28 protein-coding genes and 1 tRNA gene are annotated in these 20,901 nt (G+C 34.1%); 23 read left to right on the plus strand and 6 right to left on the minus strand.

Features of this window, described 5'->3' with window-relative positions; genetic code table 11:
• Positions 1-143: 143 nt before the first annotated feature.
• On the plus strand, positions 144-1,487 hold the full coding sequence (gene mgtE / locus QVO42_RS01510) for a magnesium transporter (protein WP_022424426.1): 1,344 nt from the start codon (positions 144-146) through the stop codon (positions 1,485-1,487).
• Between the two features lie 18 nt (positions 1,488-1,505).
• Positions 1,506-1,754: a TIGR03905 family TSCPD domain-containing protein gene (locus QVO42_RS01515; protein WP_022424427.1), complete on the plus strand. Its 249-nt coding sequence runs from the start codon at positions 1,506-1,508 to the stop codon at positions 1,752-1,754.
• A 25-nt stretch (positions 1,755-1,779) separates the two neighbouring features.
• On the opposite strand, the gene crcB is transcribed toward QVO42_RS01515, so the two are convergent.
• On the minus strand, positions 1,780-2,142 hold the full coding sequence (gene crcB / locus QVO42_RS01520) for a fluoride efflux transporter CrcB (protein WP_022424428.1): 363 nt from the start codon (positions 2,140-2,142) through the stop codon (positions 1,780-1,782).
• 82 nt (positions 2,143-2,224) lie between these two features.
• On the opposite strand from crcB, the gene QVO42_RS01525 reads away from it, so the two are divergent.
• The 7 genes from QVO42_RS01525 (at position 2,225) to QVO42_RS01555 (ending at position 7,626) form a co-directional block, all read left to right on the plus strand.
• Positions 2,225-2,905 carry an MBL fold metallo-hydrolase gene (locus QVO42_RS01525; protein WP_022424429.1) on the plus strand — a complete coding sequence of 227 codons (681 nt, stop codon included), beginning with the start codon at positions 2,225-2,227 and terminating at the stop codon, positions 2,903-2,905.
• Positions 2,892-3,275: a hypothetical protein gene (locus tag QVO42_RS01530; RefSeq protein WP_022424430.1), complete on the plus strand. Its 384-nt coding sequence runs from the start codon at positions 2,892-2,894 to the stop codon at positions 3,273-3,275. Before QVO42_RS01525 ends, QVO42_RS01530 begins: the two co-directional genes overlap by 14 nt.
• A gap of 24 nt (positions 3,276-3,299) precedes the next feature.
• Positions 3,300-4,196 (plus strand): LysR family transcriptional regulator, encoded by an 897-nt coding sequence (locus QVO42_RS01535; protein WP_022424431.1) that lies wholly within the window; start codon positions 3,300-3,302, stop codon positions 4,194-4,196.
• A 115-nt stretch (positions 4,197-4,311) separates the two neighbouring features.
• Complete coding sequence (locus QVO42_RS01540; RefSeq protein ID WP_022424432.1) at positions 4,312-4,710, plus strand: hypothetical protein; 399 nt, start codon at positions 4,312-4,314, stop codon at positions 4,708-4,710.
• A gap of 210 nt (positions 4,711-4,920) precedes the next feature.
• Positions 4,921-6,216 carry a phosphopyruvate hydratase gene (eno, locus tag QVO42_RS01545; protein WP_022424433.1) on the plus strand — a complete coding sequence of 432 codons (1,296 nt, stop codon included), beginning with the start codon at positions 4,921-4,923 and terminating at the stop codon, positions 6,214-6,216.
• Between the two features lie 80 nt (positions 6,217-6,296).
• The gene (locus QVO42_RS01550; protein WP_022424434.1) at positions 6,297-7,196 is read left to right on the plus strand and encodes a DMT family transporter; all 900 of its coding nucleotides are present in this window, start codon (positions 6,297-6,299) and stop codon (positions 7,194-7,196) included.
• Between the two features lie 46 nt (positions 7,197-7,242).
• Positions 7,243-7,626 carry a hypothetical protein gene (locus tag QVO42_RS01555; RefSeq protein WP_022424435.1) on the plus strand — a complete coding sequence of 128 codons (384 nt, stop codon included), beginning with the start codon at positions 7,243-7,245 and terminating at the stop codon, positions 7,624-7,626.
• 10 nt (positions 7,627-7,636) lie between these two features.
• On the opposite strand, the gene QVO42_RS01560 is transcribed toward QVO42_RS01555, so the two are convergent.
• Genes QVO42_RS01560 through QVO42_RS01570 form a run of 3 tightly spaced genes read right to left on the minus strand, consistent with a single transcriptional unit; the run spans position 7,637 to position 9,430 of the window.
• Positions 7,637-8,242 carry an ABC-2 transporter permease gene (locus QVO42_RS01560; protein ID WP_022424436.1) on the minus strand — a complete coding sequence of 202 codons (606 nt, stop codon included), beginning with the start codon at positions 8,240-8,242 and terminating at the stop codon, positions 7,637-7,639.
• Positions 8,239-9,057, minus strand: coding sequence for an ABC transporter ATP-binding protein (locus tag QVO42_RS01565; protein WP_022424437.1), 819 nt, complete (start codon positions 9,055-9,057; stop codon positions 8,239-8,241). The genes QVO42_RS01560 and QVO42_RS01565 overlap by 4 nt, the downstream gene beginning before the upstream one ends.
• On the minus strand, positions 9,044-9,430 hold the full coding sequence (locus QVO42_RS01570) for a GntR family transcriptional regulator (protein ID WP_022424438.1): 387 nt from the start codon (positions 9,428-9,430) through the stop codon (positions 9,044-9,046). Before QVO42_RS01570 ends, QVO42_RS01565 begins: the two co-directional genes overlap by 14 nt.
• Before the next feature lie 130 nt (positions 9,431-9,560).
• Here QVO42_RS01570 and QVO42_RS01575 point away from each other — a divergent pair, with 130 nt between their 5' ends.
• Positions 9,561-11,000: a glycoside hydrolase family 1 protein gene (locus QVO42_RS01575; RefSeq protein WP_022424439.1), complete on the plus strand. Its 1,440-nt coding sequence runs from the start codon at positions 9,561-9,563 to the stop codon at positions 10,998-11,000.
• A gap of 37 nt (positions 11,001-11,037) precedes the next feature.
• Here the strand turns inward: QVO42_RS01575 and QVO42_RS01580 are convergent, their stop codons facing one another.
• Positions 11,038-11,391, minus strand: coding sequence for a rhodanese-like domain-containing protein (locus QVO42_RS01580; RefSeq protein WP_022424440.1), 354 nt, complete (start codon positions 11,389-11,391; stop codon positions 11,038-11,040).
• Between the two features lie 96 nt (positions 11,392-11,487).
• Between QVO42_RS01580 and QVO42_RS01585 the strand changes: the two genes are divergently transcribed.
• The 11 genes from QVO42_RS01585 (at position 11,488) to QVO42_RS01635 (ending at position 18,244) form a co-directional block, all read left to right on the plus strand.
• Positions 11,488-11,561: transfer RNA gene (locus QVO42_RS01585), tRNA-Trp, on the plus strand.
• Between the two features lie 111 nt (positions 11,562-11,672).
• The gene (locus tag QVO42_RS01590; protein WP_022424441.1) at positions 11,673-11,942 is read left to right on the plus strand and encodes an HPr family phosphocarrier protein; all 270 of its coding nucleotides are present in this window, start codon (positions 11,673-11,675) and stop codon (positions 11,940-11,942) included.
• Positions 11,943-12,001: 59 nt separating this feature from the next.
• On the plus strand, positions 12,002-12,781 hold the full coding sequence (locus tag QVO42_RS01595) for an HAD family hydrolase (RefSeq protein ID WP_022424442.1): 780 nt from the start codon (positions 12,002-12,004) through the stop codon (positions 12,779-12,781).
• A 6-nt stretch (positions 12,782-12,787) separates the two neighbouring features.
• Complete coding sequence (locus QVO42_RS01600; RefSeq protein WP_022424443.1) at positions 12,788-13,036, plus strand: hypothetical protein; 249 nt, start codon at positions 12,788-12,790, stop codon at positions 13,034-13,036.
• Entirely contained in the window at positions 13,036-14,001 is a 966-nt protein-coding gene (locus QVO42_RS01605) for a dipeptidase (protein ID WP_022424444.1), read from the plus strand. The genes QVO42_RS01600 and QVO42_RS01605 overlap by 1 nt, the downstream gene beginning before the upstream one ends.
• 241 nt (positions 14,002-14,242) lie before the next feature.
• Entirely contained in the window at positions 14,243-15,067 is an 825-nt protein-coding gene (locus QVO42_RS01610; protein ID WP_022424445.1) for a MurR/RpiR family transcriptional regulator, read from the plus strand.
• A gap of 8 nt (positions 15,068-15,075) precedes the next feature.
• The gene (locus QVO42_RS01615; protein ID WP_022424446.1) at positions 15,076-15,918 is read left to right on the plus strand and encodes a fumarate hydratase; all 843 of its coding nucleotides are present in this window, start codon (positions 15,076-15,078) and stop codon (positions 15,916-15,918) included.
• Entirely contained in the window at positions 15,915-16,469 is a 555-nt protein-coding gene (locus QVO42_RS01620) for a Fe-S-containing hydro-lyase (protein WP_022424447.1), read from the plus strand. Before QVO42_RS01615 ends, QVO42_RS01620 begins: the two co-directional genes overlap by 4 nt.
• A gap of 2 nt (positions 16,470-16,471) precedes the next feature.
• Positions 16,472-17,311, plus strand: coding sequence for a MurR/RpiR family transcriptional regulator (locus tag QVO42_RS01625; RefSeq protein WP_022424448.1), 840 nt, complete (start codon positions 16,472-16,474; stop codon positions 17,309-17,311).
• A 65-nt stretch (positions 17,312-17,376) separates the two neighbouring features.
• Positions 17,377-17,652, plus strand: coding sequence for an HU family DNA-binding protein (locus tag QVO42_RS01630; RefSeq protein ID WP_022424449.1), 276 nt, complete (start codon positions 17,377-17,379; stop codon positions 17,650-17,652).
• A 70-nt stretch (positions 17,653-17,722) separates the two neighbouring features.
• Positions 17,723-18,244: a flavodoxin domain-containing protein gene (locus tag QVO42_RS01635; RefSeq protein ID WP_288163549.1), complete on the plus strand. Its 522-nt coding sequence runs from the start codon at positions 17,723-17,725 to the stop codon at positions 18,242-18,244.
• A gap of 33 nt (positions 18,245-18,277) precedes the next feature.
• Here QVO42_RS01635 and pduL read toward each other — a convergent pair whose 3' ends face one another.
• Complete coding sequence (gene pduL / locus QVO42_RS01640) at positions 18,278-18,847, minus strand: phosphate propanoyltransferase (RefSeq protein WP_022424451.1); 570 nt, start codon at positions 18,845-18,847, stop codon at positions 18,278-18,280.
• Positions 18,848-18,991: 144 nt separating this feature from the next.
• On the opposite strand from pduL, the gene cdaA reads away from it, so the two are divergent.
• Together cdaA and QVO42_RS01650 are read left to right on the plus strand one after the other, a co-directional pair.
• On the plus strand, positions 18,992-19,792 hold the full coding sequence (gene cdaA / locus QVO42_RS01645; protein WP_022424452.1) for a diadenylate cyclase CdaA: 801 nt from the start codon (positions 18,992-18,994) through the stop codon (positions 19,790-19,792).
• The gene (locus QVO42_RS01650; RefSeq protein WP_022424453.1) at positions 19,785-20,894 is read left to right on the plus strand and encodes a CdaR family protein; all 1,110 of its coding nucleotides are present in this window, start codon (positions 19,785-19,787) and stop codon (positions 20,892-20,894) included. The genes cdaA and QVO42_RS01650 overlap by 8 nt, the downstream gene beginning before the upstream one ends.
• Positions 20,895-20,901 lie beyond the last annotated feature (7 nt).

Raw genomic sequence — 20,901 nt, forward strand, 5'->3', positions numbered from 1 at the left:
GTAAACCCCAAGTCTATTTAGTTACTCAGTCATCTAAACGATGACTTTTTTTGTACTAGTTTTTACCTTATAAGACTTTAGATTTAACATAAAAAATGATAAAATGGCAAAGGACTTTTATATATACAAGGAGGGTGAATAACATGGATAAGATGACAAAAGAACATCTTACTAGTCTCTTAATAAATGGGACTTCAGAACAGATTCAGGAAGCGATAGATGATATTCACCCCGCGGATATTCTTGATGTATTACAGGATCATCATAGTCAGTTAAATAATATTCTTTCTAAACTCCCAAATGATATTATTGCGGATGTTATTGAGGAAGAAGAGGATGAGGATGAACAGTATGAAATCCTTAAAACATTCCTTAAAGATCGTCAGAGTGCTATCTTAGATGAGATGAGTGATGATGAATTAGCCGATTTGATTGGTGAACTAGATGATCCAGAAGAACGTGCAGATGTATTATCTAAATTAGACATAGAGGATAAGACACATATTGAGAGCCTGTTGAAATATGATCCAAGCACTGCTGGTGGTATTATGACAACAGAGTTTATCTCTGTTAAAGCCAATAATACAGTACTAAAGACATTAGAATACTTACAAACACAGGTTGAAGAAGATACAACCTATTACTTATATGTTTTAGATAAAGAAAAGGTATTAAAAGGTGTTATTTCATTAAGAGATATTGTATCTTCTCCTTTCGATACACCAATCATGGATATTGTGAATCCCAATGTAAAGACAGTAGATGTTAATATGGACCAGGAAGAAGTGGCTAAGAAGTTTATGAAATATGGCTTCTATATGATGCCAGTTGTTGATTCAGAGTATCGCATGCTTGGTGTGATTGAAATTGATGATGTTATGGATGTTATGGAAGAAGAAACAACAGAAGATATCAACTTAATGGCTGGTATGAGTGGTGAAGAACGTGTAGATTCTACAGTATTAGAATCTGCAAAGAGCCGTATTCCTTGGCTTATTGTCAATTTATTTACAGCTGTTATGGCTGCTGCAGTTGTCGCAAACTTTGAATCTACAATCGCCAAGGTTGTCTCTTTATCTTCAGTTATGTCCATTGTTACTGGAATGGGTGGTAATGCAGGGACACAGTCACTTACTATCTTATGTCGTGGTTTATCTTTAGGTGAAGTAGATAAAGACAATGCCTTCCAGATTTTCTGTAAAGAAATCACAGTTGGTTTATTATCAGGTATTGTGATTGGTATTATTGTCGCATTTGGTGCTTGGTGGTTTGCTAGTAACCCATGGTTTGGTTTAGTCGCAGGTTTGGCTATGATCTTAAATATGCTTGCAGCTAATATTGCAGGTTATTTAGTACCAGTTATCTTAAAACGTTTAAATATTGATCCAGCACTTGCATCAGGTGTATTTGTCACAACTGTGACAGACTGTATGGGCTTTTTCTTCTTTTTAGGTCTTGCCACATTATTCCTTCCTTTGTTAATATAAGAGATGGAGGATATGGTTATGGAACATTTTACTTATAAGACTAAAGGAACTTGTGCAACTGCTATTGATTTTGACTTAGAAGGTCATACAATTCATAACGTTGTATTTACTAGAGGATGTAATGGAAACTTAAAAGCCATTGGTAAACTTGTAGAAGGTAAAGAAGCAGAAGAAATCGTAGCTATTCTAGAAGGCAATACCTGTGGTATGAAAAATACATCTTGTGCAGATCAGCTTGCACATGCATTAAAAGAAGCAATCAAATAATTAAAAAGGCAGAGAAATCTGCCTTTTAGTGTGCACAATAATCACCTAGAATGACTGCACTTAGTCCAAGTACTATACTTAGAACTATATAAATCATTGCAAGAGTTGTATTCCCATTCTTATGTAAAGTAATAGATTCTAACGCAAATGTAGAGAAGGTAGTAAATCCCCCACATAATCCTGTCTTAAGTAATAAAACTAAGTAGGGATTCATAGACTTCTTTAAAGCTATTGTGCTAATAAAACCTATTAAAAATGCACCAAGAATATTAATAGATAAAGTCAGTAATGGAAATCCATGTGTAGTCTTTAAAGGAATCAAACCGAATAAATAACGTAGTACTGATCCAATAAAACCACCCATACCGACATATAAACATGCTGTCATATAATTTTCTCCTTTTTATGTATTATAAAATAGATGGAAGAGAGAATCAAAGGTGCTATAATACCAAAATAGAGGTGGTATTATGTTGAAAATTACTTATATAACTCATAGCAGTTTCTTTATAGAAACAGATCGTACATGCTTGTTATTTGATTATTATACAGGGACTATTCCAAAAGTGCCTGTTGGTAAGAAACTTTATGTTTTTGCAAGTCATAGACATGGTGATCATTATTCTAAGAAGATCTTTGATTTAAAGAATGAATACAAAGATGTTCATTATTTACTATCTAGTGATATAGAGAAAATAGAAGATGATTCTATCTCTTATTTAAAGGATAATATTGTTTATTTTGATTCTAATATAGAAGTGAGTACTTATTTGTCAAATGATGAAGGTATTGCGTTTATGGTACAAGTAGATGGTTATACTCTTTATCATGCTGGAGATCTCAATAACTGGGATTGGGTTGGGGAAGATAAAGAGTGGCTTGATTGGCAGAAGAACCTTTATCATACAGAACTAGAAAAGATGAAGGACTTTGATATAGATGTAGCCTTTATTCCTTTGGATCCTCGTCTAGAAGATAATTATCATGAAGGAATCACAGACTTCTTAAAAGTATGTCATACGCGTTATATTGTCCCAATGCATTGTTGGAATAAATATGATGTCATTGAAAGATTTATAGAAGAACAGGGTCATAAAGATCGGGTTCTCTCATTTACACAAGAAGGAGAAGTTATGGATGTCAAAATATAAAATACTTTGGGTTATTCCCCTCTTTTTTATAATTTCTATATGTGGTGTTCTTTATTTTCAGAAAAATATATCGAATGATATGTCTCGCTCTGAGATTGCCTATATTAATGATCATTTGATTATTCCTGATAGCCAGGAAATCATTGAAAAGGGTTATCCTAAAAATGAATCAGGGCAGACTTATGGTCCTGATTTATCAGACTATGTAGGTAGTGTTCCTGATCTCATTCTTGCAGAAAGTGAAGATGGGATTAAAGGTTATTTAAAGAAGACAGATAAAGATTCTATTACATCAACTTCACGTACATTACCACTCTATTTACAGGATGGTCAGACAAAGATTGCAGAACTGACACTCAAAACAAAATAATTTCCCAGGAAAAGGAGGAAAGTCATGACACTCAATCAATTACGTTATGTCGTCATGGTGGCACAAACAGGAAGCATTACTCAGGCGGCTAAAAGACTATTTATCTCACAGCCTTCTCTTACAAATGCGATTAAAGAATTAGAAAGCGAAATGCATATCACAATCTTTAGACGCACCAATAAAGGTGTTATTGTATCTAGAGAAGGAGAAACATTCTTAAGTTATGCTAGACAGGTATTAGATCAAGCTGATTTACTTGAAGAACGCTATATGAATGATAAACATCAAAGTCCTCATTTTAGTGTATCCTGCCAGCATTATTCATTTGCGGTTAATGCCTTTGTGGATGTTATTAGACAGTTTGGTGTTAACCAATATGATTTTACATTAAGAGAAACAGAAACACATGAAATCATTGAAGATGTTTCTACTATGAAAAGTGAAATAGGTGTTCTTTATACATGCCCTAAGAATGAAGAAGTCATCATGAAGATGATCAGACAGAATAACTTAGAATTTAAAGAACTATTTGTCGCAAAACCTCATGTCTTTATTTCTTACCACCATCCTCTTGCTTATAAGAAGACATTAACTCTTAAAGACTTAGAAGATTACCCTTATCTTTCTTTTGAACAGGGAGAATATAATTCTTTCTATTTCTCAGAAGAAGTATTAAGTACATTGGATAGAAAGAGAAACATTAAGGTAAGAGACCGTGCGACACTCTTTAACTTGTTGATAGGTTTAAATGGTTATACAGTATCTACTGGTATTATCTCTAAAGAATTGAATGGGGAAACAATTATTTCTGTTCCTTTATTAGTGGATGAAATTATGAAAGTAGGCACTATTACACAAAAGAATATGATACTTTCACGTTATGGAGAAGCCTATATGGAGGCACTAAAAAAGCATATATAATGATGATTTCTTGATTTTACCACTTAAATATTACTAGTGATATTCTTGCTTTTTGTGATTTTTTGTGTAAAATACTACCAACATCACAAGTGTGATGTTGAAGGAGGTAAGACTCATGTTGAAACGTTATTTAGAGAAGCTGATCTCTTTTGGCTGTAGTCTTCAGGATGTCCCTCGCGTAGATGTTGTTTATGAAATGCCAGAAGGTCAGAACTATCATTTAGTGAAATATATATCAGGAAAGCAAGGATGCTTATATGTTGATATCGATGCTTTCAAGAAGGAAAATCAAAAATCCTTATTTGCGTTATTTACAGAATTGAGACGTTATTATCAGGATTATACAAATATGAAACAAGCCCATGATCTTGAATATGTTATCGATGCCAATGCCTTTGCGGTTATGGTCATGAAGGTCTACTTTGGTGTAGATTCTCCAGTTAATCATGATCTACCAATGACAAGAGTGATGCTTGCATCACATCGTCTCTCACAACAATTAAATATCAAGTAAAAAGAGTGGCCGTGGCCACTCTTTTCTTAAGGATTGTAAGGATATGTTTTTTTAGTTACTAGTTAGTAGTAACTAACTAGATATTATCATATATATAGGGTAAATGCAATAAATATATTAAATTAATTTTTCTTGGTCATTTTACTTGTTTAACAACTGTAGTTATGCTAGACTAACTGTAGTTAGAGAAGTCTAACTTGGAGGTAAACAATGAATAAATATCTAATTGAGAAAGTATATGGACGTGAAATTATTGATTCTCGTGGAAATCCTACAGTAGAAGCAGAAGTGACTCTTGCGGATGGTACAGTAGGACGTGCTGCAAGTCCTAGTGGTGCTTCTACAGGTGAATTTGAAGCATTAGAATTAAGAGATAACGATCCTAAGAAGTTTGGTGGTAAAGGTGTTTCTGAGGCAGTCGAACATGTGAATAATGAAATTGCGAAAGCAGTCATTGGTGCAGATGCAAGAGATACATATCATGTTGATAAACTAATGATTGAAGCAGATGGTACAGAAGATAAATCTAACTTTGGTGCCAATGCGATTCTAGCTGTTTCTTTAGCGGCTGCTCAGGCTGCTGCTAAGAGTGAAGGTATTTCTTTATACCGTTTCATTGGTGGTGTGAATGCGAATAAGCTTCCTGTCCCAATGATGAATATCTTAAATGGTGGTGCTCATGCCACAAATACTGTGGATGTACAGGAATTCATGATTATGCCAGTAGGTGCTGATAGCTTTAAAGACGCTTTAAGAATGGCGACTGAAGTATTCCATGCATTACAGTCATTATTAAAATCTAAGGGACTCGCTACTTCAGTAGGTGATGAAGGTGGATTTGCGCCAGACTTATCAACTGATGAAGAAACAATCGAAACTATTCTAGAAGCAGTTAAGAAAGCAGGTTATGAACCAGGCAAAGACTTTGTACTTGCGATTGATGCTGCATCAAGTGAATGGAAGACTGATAAGAAAGGCTTCTATAAATTACCTAAGTCAGGTAAGACTTATACATCTACAGAGTTAATTGCACATTGGAAGTCTCTAGTTGAAAAGTATCCAATCTATTCATTAGAAGATGGTTTAGATGAAGAAGACTGGGAAGGCTGGACACTTATGACTCAGGAATTAGGAGACAAAGTACAGCTAGTAGGTGATGATTTATTTGTTACTAATACTAAACGTTTATCTAAAGGTATTGAATTAAAAGCAGGTAATTCTATCCTTATTAAGCTAAACCAGATTGGTACTCTATCTGAAACATTAGAAGCTATTAAGATGGCTCATAATGCAAACATGACAGCCATTGTATCTCATCGTTCTGGTGAAACTGAAGACACAACTATTGCGGATTTAGCTGTTGCACTCAATGCAGGTCAGATCAAGACTGGTGCACCAAGTAGAACTGAAAGAGTGGCTAAATACAATCAGTTACTTCGTATTGAAGAAGCTTTAGGTGATAGTGCAGTTTATCCTGGTATTAAAACATTCAAGTTCAATAAGTAAGGCAGAGAAATCTGCCTTTTTTTCTTCTCTTTTAATTCGTTTGTGTTATGATGTATTAACATATTTTTGGGGGAAACATTATGGAACATTTAAAAAGAGGAGTACTTCTCACTTTAATTGGTGGGACATGCTGGGGATTTTCAGGTGCAAGCGGACAGTTCTTATTTACTCATTATCACGCCAATCCTATGTGGCTCACATCTATGCGTATGTGTTTTGCGGGATTATTGATTACACTATTTGGTGCATTAACACAAAAAGAAGCGATGAAACGTTTAGTAGGTCAAAAGAAAGACTTACTTAAAACATTTGGTTTTGGTTTTGTCTTAATGTTGTGTCAGTTTACTTATTTACAGGCTATTAATACATCTAATGCGGGAACGGCTACAGTATTGCAGTATCTTTCACCAATTTATATCATGATATTTGTTTGTCTTACATCAAAGAGATTACCAAATAATATTGAAGCATTATGTATTGTCTTAGCCTTAGGTGGTGCCTTTGTGATTGCAACACATGGTCGTTTAAATGGCTTAGCACTTACTCCAACAGGATTATTCTGGGGAATATTCTGTGGTTTTACAGCTGCTGCTTATTCTATCTATCCTAAGCGTTTGATGGCAGTCTATGGCAGCGTTCCAGTCACAGGTATAGGAATGTTTTTTGGTGGTATTGTGCTATTATGTGCAGGCAAGACATGGACTTTTGCACCTACATTAGACTTAGCTGGAGTACTTGCGACAATCGGTATTATAGTCATTGGCACAGCAGTTGCCTTTACATTGTATTTACAGGGAGTTGTAGATATTGGACCAGTCAAAGCAAGTATGATTGCAAGTATTGAACCTGTTTCAGCTACATTATTTGCCTTTGTATGGTTATCTACACCGTTTAAGGGTATTGATCTCATTGGTTTTGCGATGATTCTTGTGACAATCTTCTTATTAGCTCTTCCTAGTGATCAAGTATCAAATTCATAACTATTACATATATTTTGTAATATAATAATATTAGGGAGTGGTTAATATGAAGAAGTTAAAGAAGGGGATTCCATTTCTCATTTATATGGTGATTTGGTCTTTGTATATATTATTTGCCTGGTCAAAAACACATCCAGGACAGATTATTGAAGTGTCATTGTTTATTTTATATTTAGTATTGCCTGCATCCGCTTTTATTATATCAGTACTCTATGGTCAGTCAGACCATCGTGCTATTTACTTACTTACATTATTCTTTGGTATGATGGAGCTACTTGGCTGTTATCTTAGCTTCATTCATGTATCATTAACTGATATAGAAAAGATTCTTGCACCAAGTTCAGAAATAGTATTATATGGTGTACTTCCATCATTACTTGGAGTCATGATTGGACAATATATAAACAAACAGAACCGCTACAAGATGTAGCGGTTTTTTATTATAATTCTTTATCGTTAAGAATAGAGATTGTACTTCTATATGAGATGATTAAGACAATGAGTGCAATGAAGGCATATATTCCAATGAGTAGGAATGCTGAAATTTGACTCATCAACATGCCAACTGATGTGGCACCACTTGCGACTGCAAGAAATAAAACAAGCATCAACATTAAGACAATAATAGTTGCCTTTTCACGACCATATTTCATCATTACAGGAATCGTGATAGAAATATATATGAAAGCAGAAAAGAGCATGGCAAGCTGGACAATTGTTGTTTCTAAGTTAATATGAGTTGCGGAACTTATAAGGAATGCAATGATCCATGATATGAATGTGACAGTGAGTGCATAGATATATTTCTCTAAACAGTATTCTTTCTTGCTGAAAGGTAGGGCAAAGAGATAAGTCATCTCATTGTGATACATATCATAAGAAAATGAATTGAAGACAAGTCCTGTTCCCATAAATGTAAGATAACTAGAAATATACGCAAATCCAGAATTTGCATAAGCCATAATTAAACAGATCACAACAATCGTTACAATATACTTTATTTGAGACTTGAGTAATAATAAGTCTTTTTTGAGTAGTCCTTTCATAAGCGTTCACCTTTCAATAGAACAGGAATCATAGTATCAATATGATTCTGTTCAATCACAATAGTAGGATAGTTTTCACTATAGAACTGTCTAACATTAGTCAGACATGAATAACCAAATGGTTCTTTCATTACTTTCAGCAGATAATCTTTATCTAAGTTATCGTAATCTTCTTTAGATACCTTTAACACACCATATTGAGACAGAAGTGTATCCATTTCTTCATGCATGATGATCTGCCCATGATCAATTACATAAAGATCATCACATAATGATTCTAAATCACTCGATATATGAGAAGAAATAAGAATAGTACAATCTTCCTGTTCCATATAATCTCTTAGTATATCAAGTATTTCATCTCTAGTAAGAACATCAAGTCCTGCAGTTGGTTCATCTAAGATCAGCAATTTTGCATGATGTGTTAAGGCAATAATGATATTCAGTTTTGCTTTCATGCCTGTAGAGAATGTACGTGTTTTCTTATCTAAAGAGATATCAAAACGCTGACAATAAGATCGAAACAAATCTTCATCAAAACGTTCATAAGTACATTTAAGAATATTGATTATATCGGATACAGTAAAGAATTCACTGAATCCTGCTTCACTTAATACGACACCAATATCCTGTTTACTAGGTATCTGTATGTTACCTTCATCAATAGGATTAATACCAAGAATACTCTTGAATAATGTGGTCTTACCAGCACCATTCATTCCTATAATTCCAGTAATCACACCTTTAGGAATATCTAAACTACAATCAAGAGTAAATGAGTCATAACTCTTTTTTAAATGATTAATGTGAATCATAAATATCCTCCATAATAAGAGATAACATGTCCTGCATTTCCTGATAAGTAATGCCAGAACATTTCCCTTTTTCTATAGCACGAGATAATAGTTCTTCTGTTTCTTTTAAACAATTTTCTTTTACTTCATTTTGAGAAACCTCTAACACATAGCTTCCTTTTCCATGAACAGTTGTTGTATAGCCTTCTTTTTCCAAGAAATCATAGGCTTTCTTCACAGTTAAAGCACTGATTTTTAATTCTTTAGATAAAGCACGTACTGAAGGGAGTGCTTCATTAGGAGATAACTGATTAGAGAGTATTGCTTCTTTAATGGCTTCTACAATTTGTTCATATATGGGAATCATTGATGAATGATTAATGATAATATGCATATCTCTTCCTCCTATAAACAGTATATAACAGTGTATAACACCGTGCAATACAAAATTCAAATTTTGAAAATAATAAGCATAATCTTTCAATGTTTGATAGTATACTCTTGAAAACAAGGAGGACATAATCATGAGTTTTAGAGAAGACTTTTATTGGGGTGGCGCAACTGCAGCCAACCAGCTAGAAGGAGGATGGCAGGAAGGTGGAAAAGGTATTTCCTGTCCTGATGTATGTACTGGAGGAAGTGCAACAGTAAGTAAACGTATTACACCAGTATTAGAAGAAGGTACTTTCTATCCTTCGCATGATGCGATTGATCATTATCATCGTTTTAAAGAAGATATCGCATTATTCGCAGAAATGGGATTCAAGATGTATCGTTTCTCAATTGCTTGGACTAGAATTTTCCCTAATGGTGATGAAGAAACACCAAATGAAGCAGGTTTAAAGTTCTATGAAGAATTAATTGATGAATGTCGTAAATACAATATTGAACCATTAATTACTATTTCACATTATGAAGTACCATTTAACTTAACTAAGAAATGGAATGCCTGGGTAGATCGTCGTATGATTGACTGTTACTTAAACTTCTGTAAAGCAATTTTTACTAGATATAAAGGTAAAGTAAAATACTGGTTGACTTTTAATGAAATCAACTCAGCGACTACCCCAATGGGTGGTTTCTTATCACAGGGTATTTTAAATGAAATCAAGACAATGAATTTCATGGAACAGGTAGATAATCCTCAGAATCGTTTCCAGGGCTTACATCATCAGTTTGTGGCAAGTGCACTTGCAGTCAAAATGGCTCATGAAATTGATCCTAATTATCAGGTAGGTTGTATGCAGATTATGGCAACTAGCTATGGTTTAACATGTGATCCTCATGATCAGATTGTGAACCAGGAAAAGAATCATTTGATGAACTGGTTCTGTTCAGATGTACAGTGCCGTGGTGCTTATCCAAACTATATTAAGAGATACTTTAAAGAAAATAATATCAACGTCGTTATGGAAGAAGGCGATGAAGATATCTTAAAGGCTGGTCCAGTTGATTTCTATACATGTTCTTATTATATGTCTAATTGTCAGACAGCAGATAAGAGTAAAGAAGCAGGTTCAGGTAATATCCTAGGTGGTGTACCAAACCTATATCTTAAGGCAAGTGATTGGGGCTGGCAGATTGACCCAATTGGTTTAAGATATTCATTAAATGAAATCTGGGATCGTTATCAGAAACCTATCTTTGTTGTAGAAAACGGCTTAGGTGCATATGACAAGATTGATGAAGATGGTAAAGTACGTGATGATTATCGTATCGATTATTTAAGAAGCCATATTGAACAGATGCATGAAGCAGTATTAGATGGTGTTGATTTAAGAGGTTATACTCCTTGGGGATGTATTGACTTAGTATCAGCTTCTACTGGTGAAATGGCTAAACGTTATGGTTTCATCTTTGTAGAAAGATATGATGATGGAACAGGTGACTTCTCTAGACGTAGAAAAGAATCATTCTACTGGTATCAGAAAGTCATCAAAACAAATGGTGAAGATTTAAAATAATATGAAAAAGAAGGACTATGAATTTTATAGTCCTTCTTTAATGTTTATGTCTTTTCTGTTTGACAGAATTACCTTCTTCAGGTCCTTTGAAATCTACTAAAGATCCTAAATCAAAGACCTTAAATCCAGCTTTGACTAATTTTCTTGCTCCTTCATGTGCTGTACCAGCTGCAAGTGCATAAACATAATATGTTGCGGTAGGATCAAGATCCCTTTTAGCATGCTGATCAATTAATCTAGCAGGATAACATTGTGCATCAACTGGATGTCTGACATCAAACTTTAAATCATCATCTACACATAGTAGAATAATATTCATATTATTTTGAAATTCTTCATAAGCATGATTAAATTCGATTGTTTTTACTGCTTCTTTGCGTTTAAAAAACATAGACTCACCTCACTCATACAATAATATCATTTTCTTATGTATTTTACTATTGCTTTTTAGAAATTGGTATGGTAATATAAACAAGCAGTCTAACTTAGGGGCTTGGTCCAATGGTAGAACATCGGTCTCCAAAACCGTTGATACGGGTTCGATTCCTGTAGCCCCTGCCATCTGTAAACAACGAACATTCATTTGTTCGTTTTTTTTGTTTAATTTTGTGTTTATTTATTTAATACCCCTTTTATTGTGGTATAATATAGTTATGAAAGGGGTTACAATTTATGGCAAAAACTTTAGCATGTATCGTAACAGATCCAGTAGGTTTATATGCGACACCTGCAACGGATCTTATCGAAGTCGCAAAGACATTTGACAGTGATTTTACCTTAACTTATTCAGGTAAAACTGTGAATCTTAAATCGATGATGGGCGTTCTTTCATTAGGCATTCCAACAAAGGCAAAGATTGTGATTACTGCCGATGGAGAAGATGAAGAAACAGGTATTAAAGCAGTACATGAAAAAATGAAAGAATTAGGTATTATCGGATAAAGAATGCATGATGCATTCTTTTTCTTTTTTATGTATAATAGGCGTAAGGAGTTGATGGTATGAAACCAATGATGTGTTTTGATGTGGATGGTACTATTAGAGGTACGACTGATGAACATATAGTATATGATTCAACGATTCTTGCACTTAAGAAGTTAAAAGAAGCAGGATATCCGATCGTTGTTTCAACAGGAAGAGGAAGAGACTCTTTCTTACGTACTGGTATACAGGATATTGCGGACTGGGATGGCTTTGTGTTTAATAACGGTCAGTTGATTACAGATGGGAAAGGCAATGTAATCAATGCCCATCATTTTAAGAATGAGGATGTTATTCGTACGATTGAAAAAGCAAATGAACTCAATCTTGCAGTGACATTAAAGAAAGAACATCGCATTATTACAAAAGAACCAGATGAGTATGTCTTAGAGACACAGCGTTATTTTGGGAACCAGATAGGACCGGTTGAAAAGTATAACGGGACTGATCTTGTAGATATGATGATTATCTATGGTCCTAAAGGGTGGGACTATAAACCATTTCTTGATTTAGAAGGTATTTCAGTATTACCTGGCTTATCCTGTTTTGCGGATGTCGCCATTGCAGGTGTATCTAAAGCAACAGGTATTATGGAATTAGGAAAGGTATTAGGTAGTGATCATTATGTATGTTTTGGTGATTCACAGAATGATATAGAAATGATGAAGCATGCCTCCTTGTCAATTTGTATGGGTAATGGTGATGCAATGACTAAAGCGGAAGCAGATTATGTAACTGCAGATATTGATGATGATGGTATTTATAAAGCTTGTATTCATTTTGATTATATAAAGGAGTAAAGAAAAATGACATTAAAAGAAGCATATGAAACAGGTAGAGATTTAGATGTATATGTAGATAGTGAAATGGCTGATCAGGATTCACATAGTTTTGATGATTTATGGCAGTCTATTTATGATATTGTGCAAGTATCAGTAGGGGGAATTGTAGAAGAAGACCCTGAAGAATTAAAAAAAGCCATTGCATGGCTTAAGGAAACACAGGATAAAACAGAAGCCTATAAGACTTTAGATATTCCTTTTGAGGTAGAGTAATGAAAGTAGTAGATATGCATTGTGATACACTTTATGAGATGGAAAAGAATCACCTCTCATTAAGTGAAAATAACTTAAATATTGATATAAAAAAGATGGAAGAAGGAGATTATCTTCTACAGAACTTTGCCATCTTTACTGAATTAAAAGAAACAGCAGATCCAGTGGATCATGTTATGAAATGTATTGATTATTTCTATCAGGAAATGAGAAAGAATAAGGATAAGATTCAGCCTGTCACTACTTATGATGAAATTATGGACAATTCACATAATGGTGTCATGAGTGCGCTTCTTACTATTGAAGAAGGTGCTGTGATTCATGAAGACCTTTCTTATTTAAGAAACTATTATCGTTTAGGTGTACGTATGGTCGCATTAAGCTGGAATCATATCAATGGACTCACATATCCTAACTTTGATATGAATGATGATACACATGGCTATCATACATGTGATAATGAACATGGACTCACTGATGCAGGAAAAGCCTATATTAAAGAAATGGAAGATCTAGGAATGATTATTGATATCTCTCATATGTCAGATAAGTGTTTCTATGATGTATTAGATATCGTCAAGAAACCTTTTGTGGCATCTCATTCTAATGCACGTGCTGTATGTCCACATGCCCGCAATATGAGTGATGATATGATTTTGAAACTTGCTCATCGTGGTGGTGTGATGGGGCTTAATTATGCCGCAGGATTCTTAGGTGAGAATGCAGAAAAATCACGTATTGAAGATATGGTGAAGCATATTCTTTATATTAAAGATCTAGCTGGTATTGATTGTATTGGTTTAGGTTCTGATTTTGATGGTATTTCACAAAATTTAGAAATGAAAAATGCGTCTTACTTGCCTCAATTAGAACAGGCACTGAGAGACGCAGGACTTACAACTGAAGAAATAGAAAAAGTCTTTTATAAAAACGTATTACGTGTTTATAGAGAAGTCTTGAAATAGAAAAAATGACAGGCCGTATATGATGGGGAAGCCTGTCATTTTCCTTTTAATAACTTTTTGGGGGAGAAGTTATGTAGTCACTTGGGAGTATCCGTGAACTACATATAAGAATATAACGGAGAATTGTGAACCTAATATGAATACAGTTCATATTTATACTAAATAGTGCATATGTCATTCTTTTTTTAATTTGAAAAGTATTATATAATAATATAGATAAATAACGTGAAGGAGAGAAAATATGAAAAATTTATTTTATCGCCTGATGATCTATCTAGATACAGCTAGTGAAACAGATACAAACTATTTTATAGCTTTATTTATGGCTAATAATTTTTATCGTATTCCCGATATGCGTATTAGTGAACTTGCAGAAGAATGTTTTGTGTCTCCAGCAACCATTTCACGTTTCTGTCGTGCTTTAGGATATGAAAACTTTGCACATTTAAAACAAGAATGCAATAGTTTTCATTCTAATAATAAGAAATTCAATAATTTAATTAATATTGATTTAGAGTGTATGGCACATTCACCAGAAAAAGCAACAGAAGAATTTGCTCAGCAGATTATTGAATCTACAGCAGAAATTTCAAAAATCCTTGATTGGAAAATATTGGATGAAGTACTTCATTTAATTCATGATCATGAAGAAGTCGCTTTCTTTGGTACTCAGTTTTCTACAAGTGCCGCTATTCTATTACAGACAGACTTGTTAATGTTAGAGAAGTTTACGATTGCATATATGGATTCAGAAAGACAATTAGAATGTGCAAAACAGATGACTAAGGATTCTGTCGCAATTGTGATTTCATTAAATGGTAATTTTGAGCATGTGGGACATAAAGTCTTACAGTATCTACATAAATCTCAATGTCATATTGTATGGATTACTTCTACTCATGAAGATAGTCTAGGTATTCCTGTGGAATATAAGGTATTAGTCGGTGGTTCACTTAAAAACAAGACAACCAAGCATGCATTATTAACTGCAGTACAGCTTATGAGCTTACGTTACTATAGTTTGTTTTGTCCAGATCTCAAGTCGATGAAGAAGAAATTGGTATAGGTGATCATATGAGAATAATTAAATCAGAAACAATTACAGAAACAATTAAAGAGTTATGTATTAAAGGTGCTTGTCATCTTCCTACAGATGTTTATAACCGTTTATTAGAAGCCATCTCTACAGAAGATTCTCCTGTTTCCAAACACACATTAGAAATATTAAAGGAAAATGCGGACATTGCAGCGAGTAATCAGGAACCAATTTGCCAGGATACAGGAATGGCCTGTATTTTTGTGGAAATAGGTCAGGAAGTCTATGTGGATGGCAACCTTACAGAAGCTATTAATGAAGGTGTCAGACAGGGGTATACTGAAGGATACTTAAGAAAGAGTGTTGTCGATGATCCTGTCTTTGACCGTATTAATACAAAAGATAATACACCAGCAATTATTCATTATGATATCGTTCCTGGAGATCAGTTAAAGATTACGGTAGCACCTAAAGGATTTGGTAGTGAAAATATGTGTCAGGTTAAAATGCTTAAACCAAGTGATGGGATTGAAGGCGTTAAGGACTTTATTTTAAAGGTTGTGGAAGATGCAGGTCCTAACCCATGTCCTCCTATAGTCATTGGTGTAGGTATAGGTGGTACATTTGATCATGTTACTTATCTTGCGAAAAAGGCAATGATTAAGAAGATTGAAGAACATCATCCAGATCCTCGTTATCGTGCATTAGAAGAAGAAATGTTGGAAAAGGTGAATGCAACGGGTATTGGACCAGCAGGTTTTGGTGGTAAGACAACAGCACTTGCCTTACATGTAGAAACATGTCCAACACATATTGCTGGCTTACCTTGCGCAGTAGCTATATGCTGTCATGTATCACGTCATCAGGAGGTTACATTATGATTAAATTAGAAACGCCTCTTACTATTGAAAAGGTTGAATCACTTCGTGTTGGTGATCAGGTATTATTAAGTGGTACGATTTATACAGGGCGTGATGCAGCTCATAAACGTTTTGTAGAAGCAATAAAAAATAATGAACCATTACCATTTGATCCTTATGATCAAGTCATTTACTTTGTGGGTCCAACACCTACGAAGCCAGGTCATATTATTGGCAGCTGTGGACCTACAACCTCTTATCGTATGGATGCTTATTCCCCTACAATGTTATCAAAGGGATTAAGAGGAATGATTGGTAAAGGTAGAAGAAATAATGATGTAAAAGAAGCAATGAAACAATACAAAGGCGTTTATTTTGGTGCGATTGGTGGTGCAGGCGCCATTATTGCCTCTTGTATCAAATCATGTGAAATCATTGCTTATGAAGATCTTGGTCCTGAAGCAGTACGTCGTTTAGTGGTAGAAGATCTTCCACTCACTGTAGTCATTGATAGTGAAGGACATGATCTTTATGAAATAGGCCGTCAGGACTATTTGAAAGGAAAGGAGTAATTATGGATCAACCATTTAGAGATTATAACGAGACAGATATTCTATATCTTCTTATGACATATGTAAACTTTTCATCTGGACAGGATATGTATTACAGTATTGCGAAAACAATACTTACACATCTTGAACAGATTCCTAGTATTTCAATTAACGATCTTGCAGAACTATGTTTCACATCTCCTGCAACAATCTCAAGATTTTGTAAAGACTTAAATTGTCGTAACTTTGCGACATTTAAGAAAGAAATGGCAATTGCGTTAGAGATTGCTCACGATGAAATTCATTTCTCTATGGATGATGATTTTAAGATTAAGAATGATCCTCAATATCTTGTCAATAAGGTATATGATGATACAAAGAAATCATTAGAATTAGGACAGGCACAACTAGATATTAAAGATATTGATCATATTTGTGAACTTATTCATGATGCTCCTCAGGTATTTATGATTGGTTATCAGTTCTCACGTATTGCCTGTCAGGATTTCCAGTTAAAGATGTTGAAACTTGAAAAATTCCTCTATGCTTTTGCGAATAGAGGAGATGAAGTACAGAGACTTGATCTCATTGAAGAAAATGATTTGGTTATTATTGTAACAGTACGTGCTAGAAAAGAATTGATTGATTCACTTATTACACGTATTAAGAAACAGAAGGCACGTATTTTGATTGTGACTATGAATGAGGATTATACAAATCCTGAAGTAGACTACTACTATCATCTTAATGGTGAAGAAAGTGATTATACACAGTCTTCTATTTCTGGCTTTATTGATACAGTTTCATTCTTTAATATTGTCTATTTGCGTTATGGTTTACTCTATAATCAATATTTGTTATAAGTGTATACGTGACAGTTTTAAGATGGTATAATGGAACAAGCCAAAAAGAAAGGAAGTATCTATTCATGAAGAAAAATGAATTAGTAGAAAAGGTTGCAGAAGGCGCTTCATTAACTAAAGCAGATGCAGAACGTGCAATCAATGCGTTAGTGAATGCAGTATCAGAAGCACTTGTTGAAGGTGATAAGGTTGCTTTAAAAGGGCTTGGAACTTTTGAAGTCAGAGAAAGAAAAGCGAGAACTGGTATTAATCCTAGAACTCGTGAAACAATCGAAATCGCTGCAAGCAAGGTACCAGCTTTTAAAGCAAGTTCTACACTTAAAGATGCAGTAAATAAATAATATTAAAAAAGTGCTTCGGCACTTTTTTATTTGTTTTTTTTAGTTTAGAATTATGTAAAGGGGAGTGGTGATGATGATTACAATACTCTATACATCAAAACATGGCGCAACAGCCAAAATAGCACGTGTCATTAATACATATCTTGATCATACATGTACATTAATGAACCTGGATGAATTAGATATGGCTGTCTTAGAAAAGACAGATACGATTGTATTAGGCGTTCCTGTTTATTATGGTGCACTTGATCCAAAAATGGTGGATTTTATTAAAAAGAATCAGGGACTACTGATTAAAAAGCATTATTCTATTTATATTACAGCTTTATTCCATACTGAATTCATGAGCTATATTACAAAAGAATTTGATTATTCTATTTTAAAGAATGTAACAACAATGGCAGGACTAGGTGGGGCTATTTATTATCCTGATTTAAATATTCAGGAAAAGATGGTTCTTGCAGTGATGAATAAGAATAGACCTGTTATTCCTAAAGAACATCATGTGAATATCTTTGAGAATTTCGATAATCATGAAATAGAATTATTCTCACAAAAGATTAAAAGAATTGATAACTATGCATGCAAGTAAAAAGGAGAAGCGAAGTACGCTTCTCCTTTAATATTAGTCTACAATAATTGTACCTTCTTTAGGTCCACCAGCAGCATTTGATTCATCAGTATCAATATGCATGAATGTAGCATAAGTATCTTTAACACGGCACATAACATCACCAAATACTAATGAACGACCATTTGTTTCAACTTCTACTTTAACAATCTGACGATCCTTAATACCCATAGCTTCTGCATCTTCTGGAGAGAAGTGGATATGACGTTTTGCAGCAATAACGCCTTCAGTTAATTCAACTTCACCCTTAGGACCAACTAGTTTACAAGCACCACTACCAGCAAGGTCACCAGAACCTCTTACAGGTGCTTCTAGACCTAATGATCTTGCATCAGTAAGAGCTAATTCAATCTGAGTATAATCTCTTACAGGTCCAAGAACAGACATAGCTTTTTCTCCTCTAGGTCCTACTACCTTTACCTTTTCAACACATGCAAACTGACCTGGCTGAGAAAGATCCTTCTTCTTAGTTAATTCATAACCTTTACCAAATAAAGTTTCTAAATCAGCCTGACTTAAATGAATATGTCTAGCTGAAGTTTCAATAATAATCTTGTTATTCATAATCTGCCTCCTAGTCACGTATTTTACACCCTTTTTCTTATTTTGAAAAGGCTTACTTTACAAATTAGTATAAGTGTAACACATCAATGTTTGTTTTCATTGATTTACAAAACTGTTATAATATTTGTAAGTGAGGTTGATGTTATGATTAATATTATTACGTCGGAATTACCAATGATTTGGAAGTTTGTAAAATCAGCTATTGATTTATTGGCAGTATGGGTTTTATTGTATTATGGTATCATGATGTTTAAGACAAACATGCGTACTATGCAGTTATTTAAAGGAGTTATTGTAGTTCTTCTTGTTAAGGCCATTACGAGTGTTCTAGGACTTGTGACTCTTGGTACTATTGTAGATGCAGTCATTACATGGGGAGTATTGGCTATTGTAGTCATTTTCCAACCAGAAATACGTGTTTTATTAGAGAAGATGGGACAAACTAAAAATGAAGTACAGCATCGTTTATCTGATGATGAAAGAGAACGTGCTATGGATGAACTTGTTGAATCTATTACAACTATGTCTAAGGATAAAACAGGCGCATTAATTACATTTGAGCGTCGTCAGTCTTTACAGGACTTCATTAATACAGGTGTTAAAGTGTCTGCTTCTATTAAAGCAGAACTTCTTACTACAATCTTCTATGAAGGCACACCTCTTCATGATGGGGCTACTATTATTAAGAATGATATGATTGTGGCTTCTGCCTGTTTCTATCCTCCTACTAATAAGGAAATTCCTTCACAGTATGGAGCAAGACATAGAGCGGCCATTGGTATTAGTGAAATCACTGATTCTTTGACAGTGGTTGTATCTGAAGAGACAGGAAATGTTAGCTTTGCAGCTAATGGCGAACTTACAAGAATTAACTTAAATGAGTTACGTTCTAAATTAATTGCAGAGTTGAACTGGTATGATGAAGGTGGTGAAGACCATGAGTGATCCTAAGAAAAAGAAACAGACGGATTCTACTACGGATTTTTTCTTACAGTTTATGAAAGAAGAAAAGTCTGATAAAGAGAAGACAGAAGCTAAAAAAGAAGAAAGAGAACAGACTTATACTAAAACAGTAGAAAAGTTTTCTTCAGGTTATAACTACTTTAATAAGCTATTAGATAAGCTTCTTGCCAATAAGCATTCTGTACGTATTCTTTCGTTTGTGCTTGCAATATTTTTATTTGTTTCATTCTCTGGTGGAGATGTCATGAATTCTACTACTGCAGGGGCAACTCTAAAGAAAGTGCCAGTACAGGTAGAAGGTTTAAAGGAAGGTTATGAGGTATCAGGACTTCCTGCAACAGTAGAAATAGGATTAATTGGTCCTTCTATGGATATCTATACAACTAAATTGACTAGTAATTATGAGGTTTATTGTGATTTATCTGAATATAATGAAGGAACACATCATGTGACTTTAAAAACAAGAAATTTTGATAGTGATCTGACTGTTATGTTGATTCCTGAGACAGTGACTATTAAGATTCTACCTAAAGTAGATGCTAAGTTTGACTTAGGATATAAGTTTATTAATCAAGATAAATTAAATGAAAAATATAGCGTTTCAGTTGATACAATATCTACAAAACGTGTTACAATAACAGCGACACAAAATAATCTAGATAAGATTGATAAGGTCCAGGCGCTTATTGATGTAGAAGATAAGACAAAAGCATTCCAGCAGGCATGTGAAATTAAAGCATATGATGCCGATGGCAATGAAGTACAATGTACAATCGCACCAGAAAAGGTGAATGTTAGCTGTCATGTAGATTCTTATTCTAAGGAAGTGCCAGTTAAACCAGAATTTGTTGGCCAATTGCAGGATGGCTATCAAATGACAAATTATAAATTATCTAGCTCTACTGTAACTATTTATGGTAAGCGTACTGATATTAGTGATATTAACTATATTACTTGTCAGGTAGATGTTTCTAATTTATCAGGATCAACAACATTATCTGGTATTGCGTTACAGGGGAATGACAAGATAAATAAGATGTCACAGACAACTGTAGATGTGACTATGTTTATTGAAAAGAAATAGAGAGGAC

This window comes from Catenibacterium sp. CAG:290, from assembly GCF_000437715.1.
Taxonomy (GTDB): domain Bacteria; phylum Bacillota_I; class Bacilli_A; order Erysipelotrichales; family Coprobacillaceae; genus Catenibacterium; species Catenibacterium mitsuoka_A.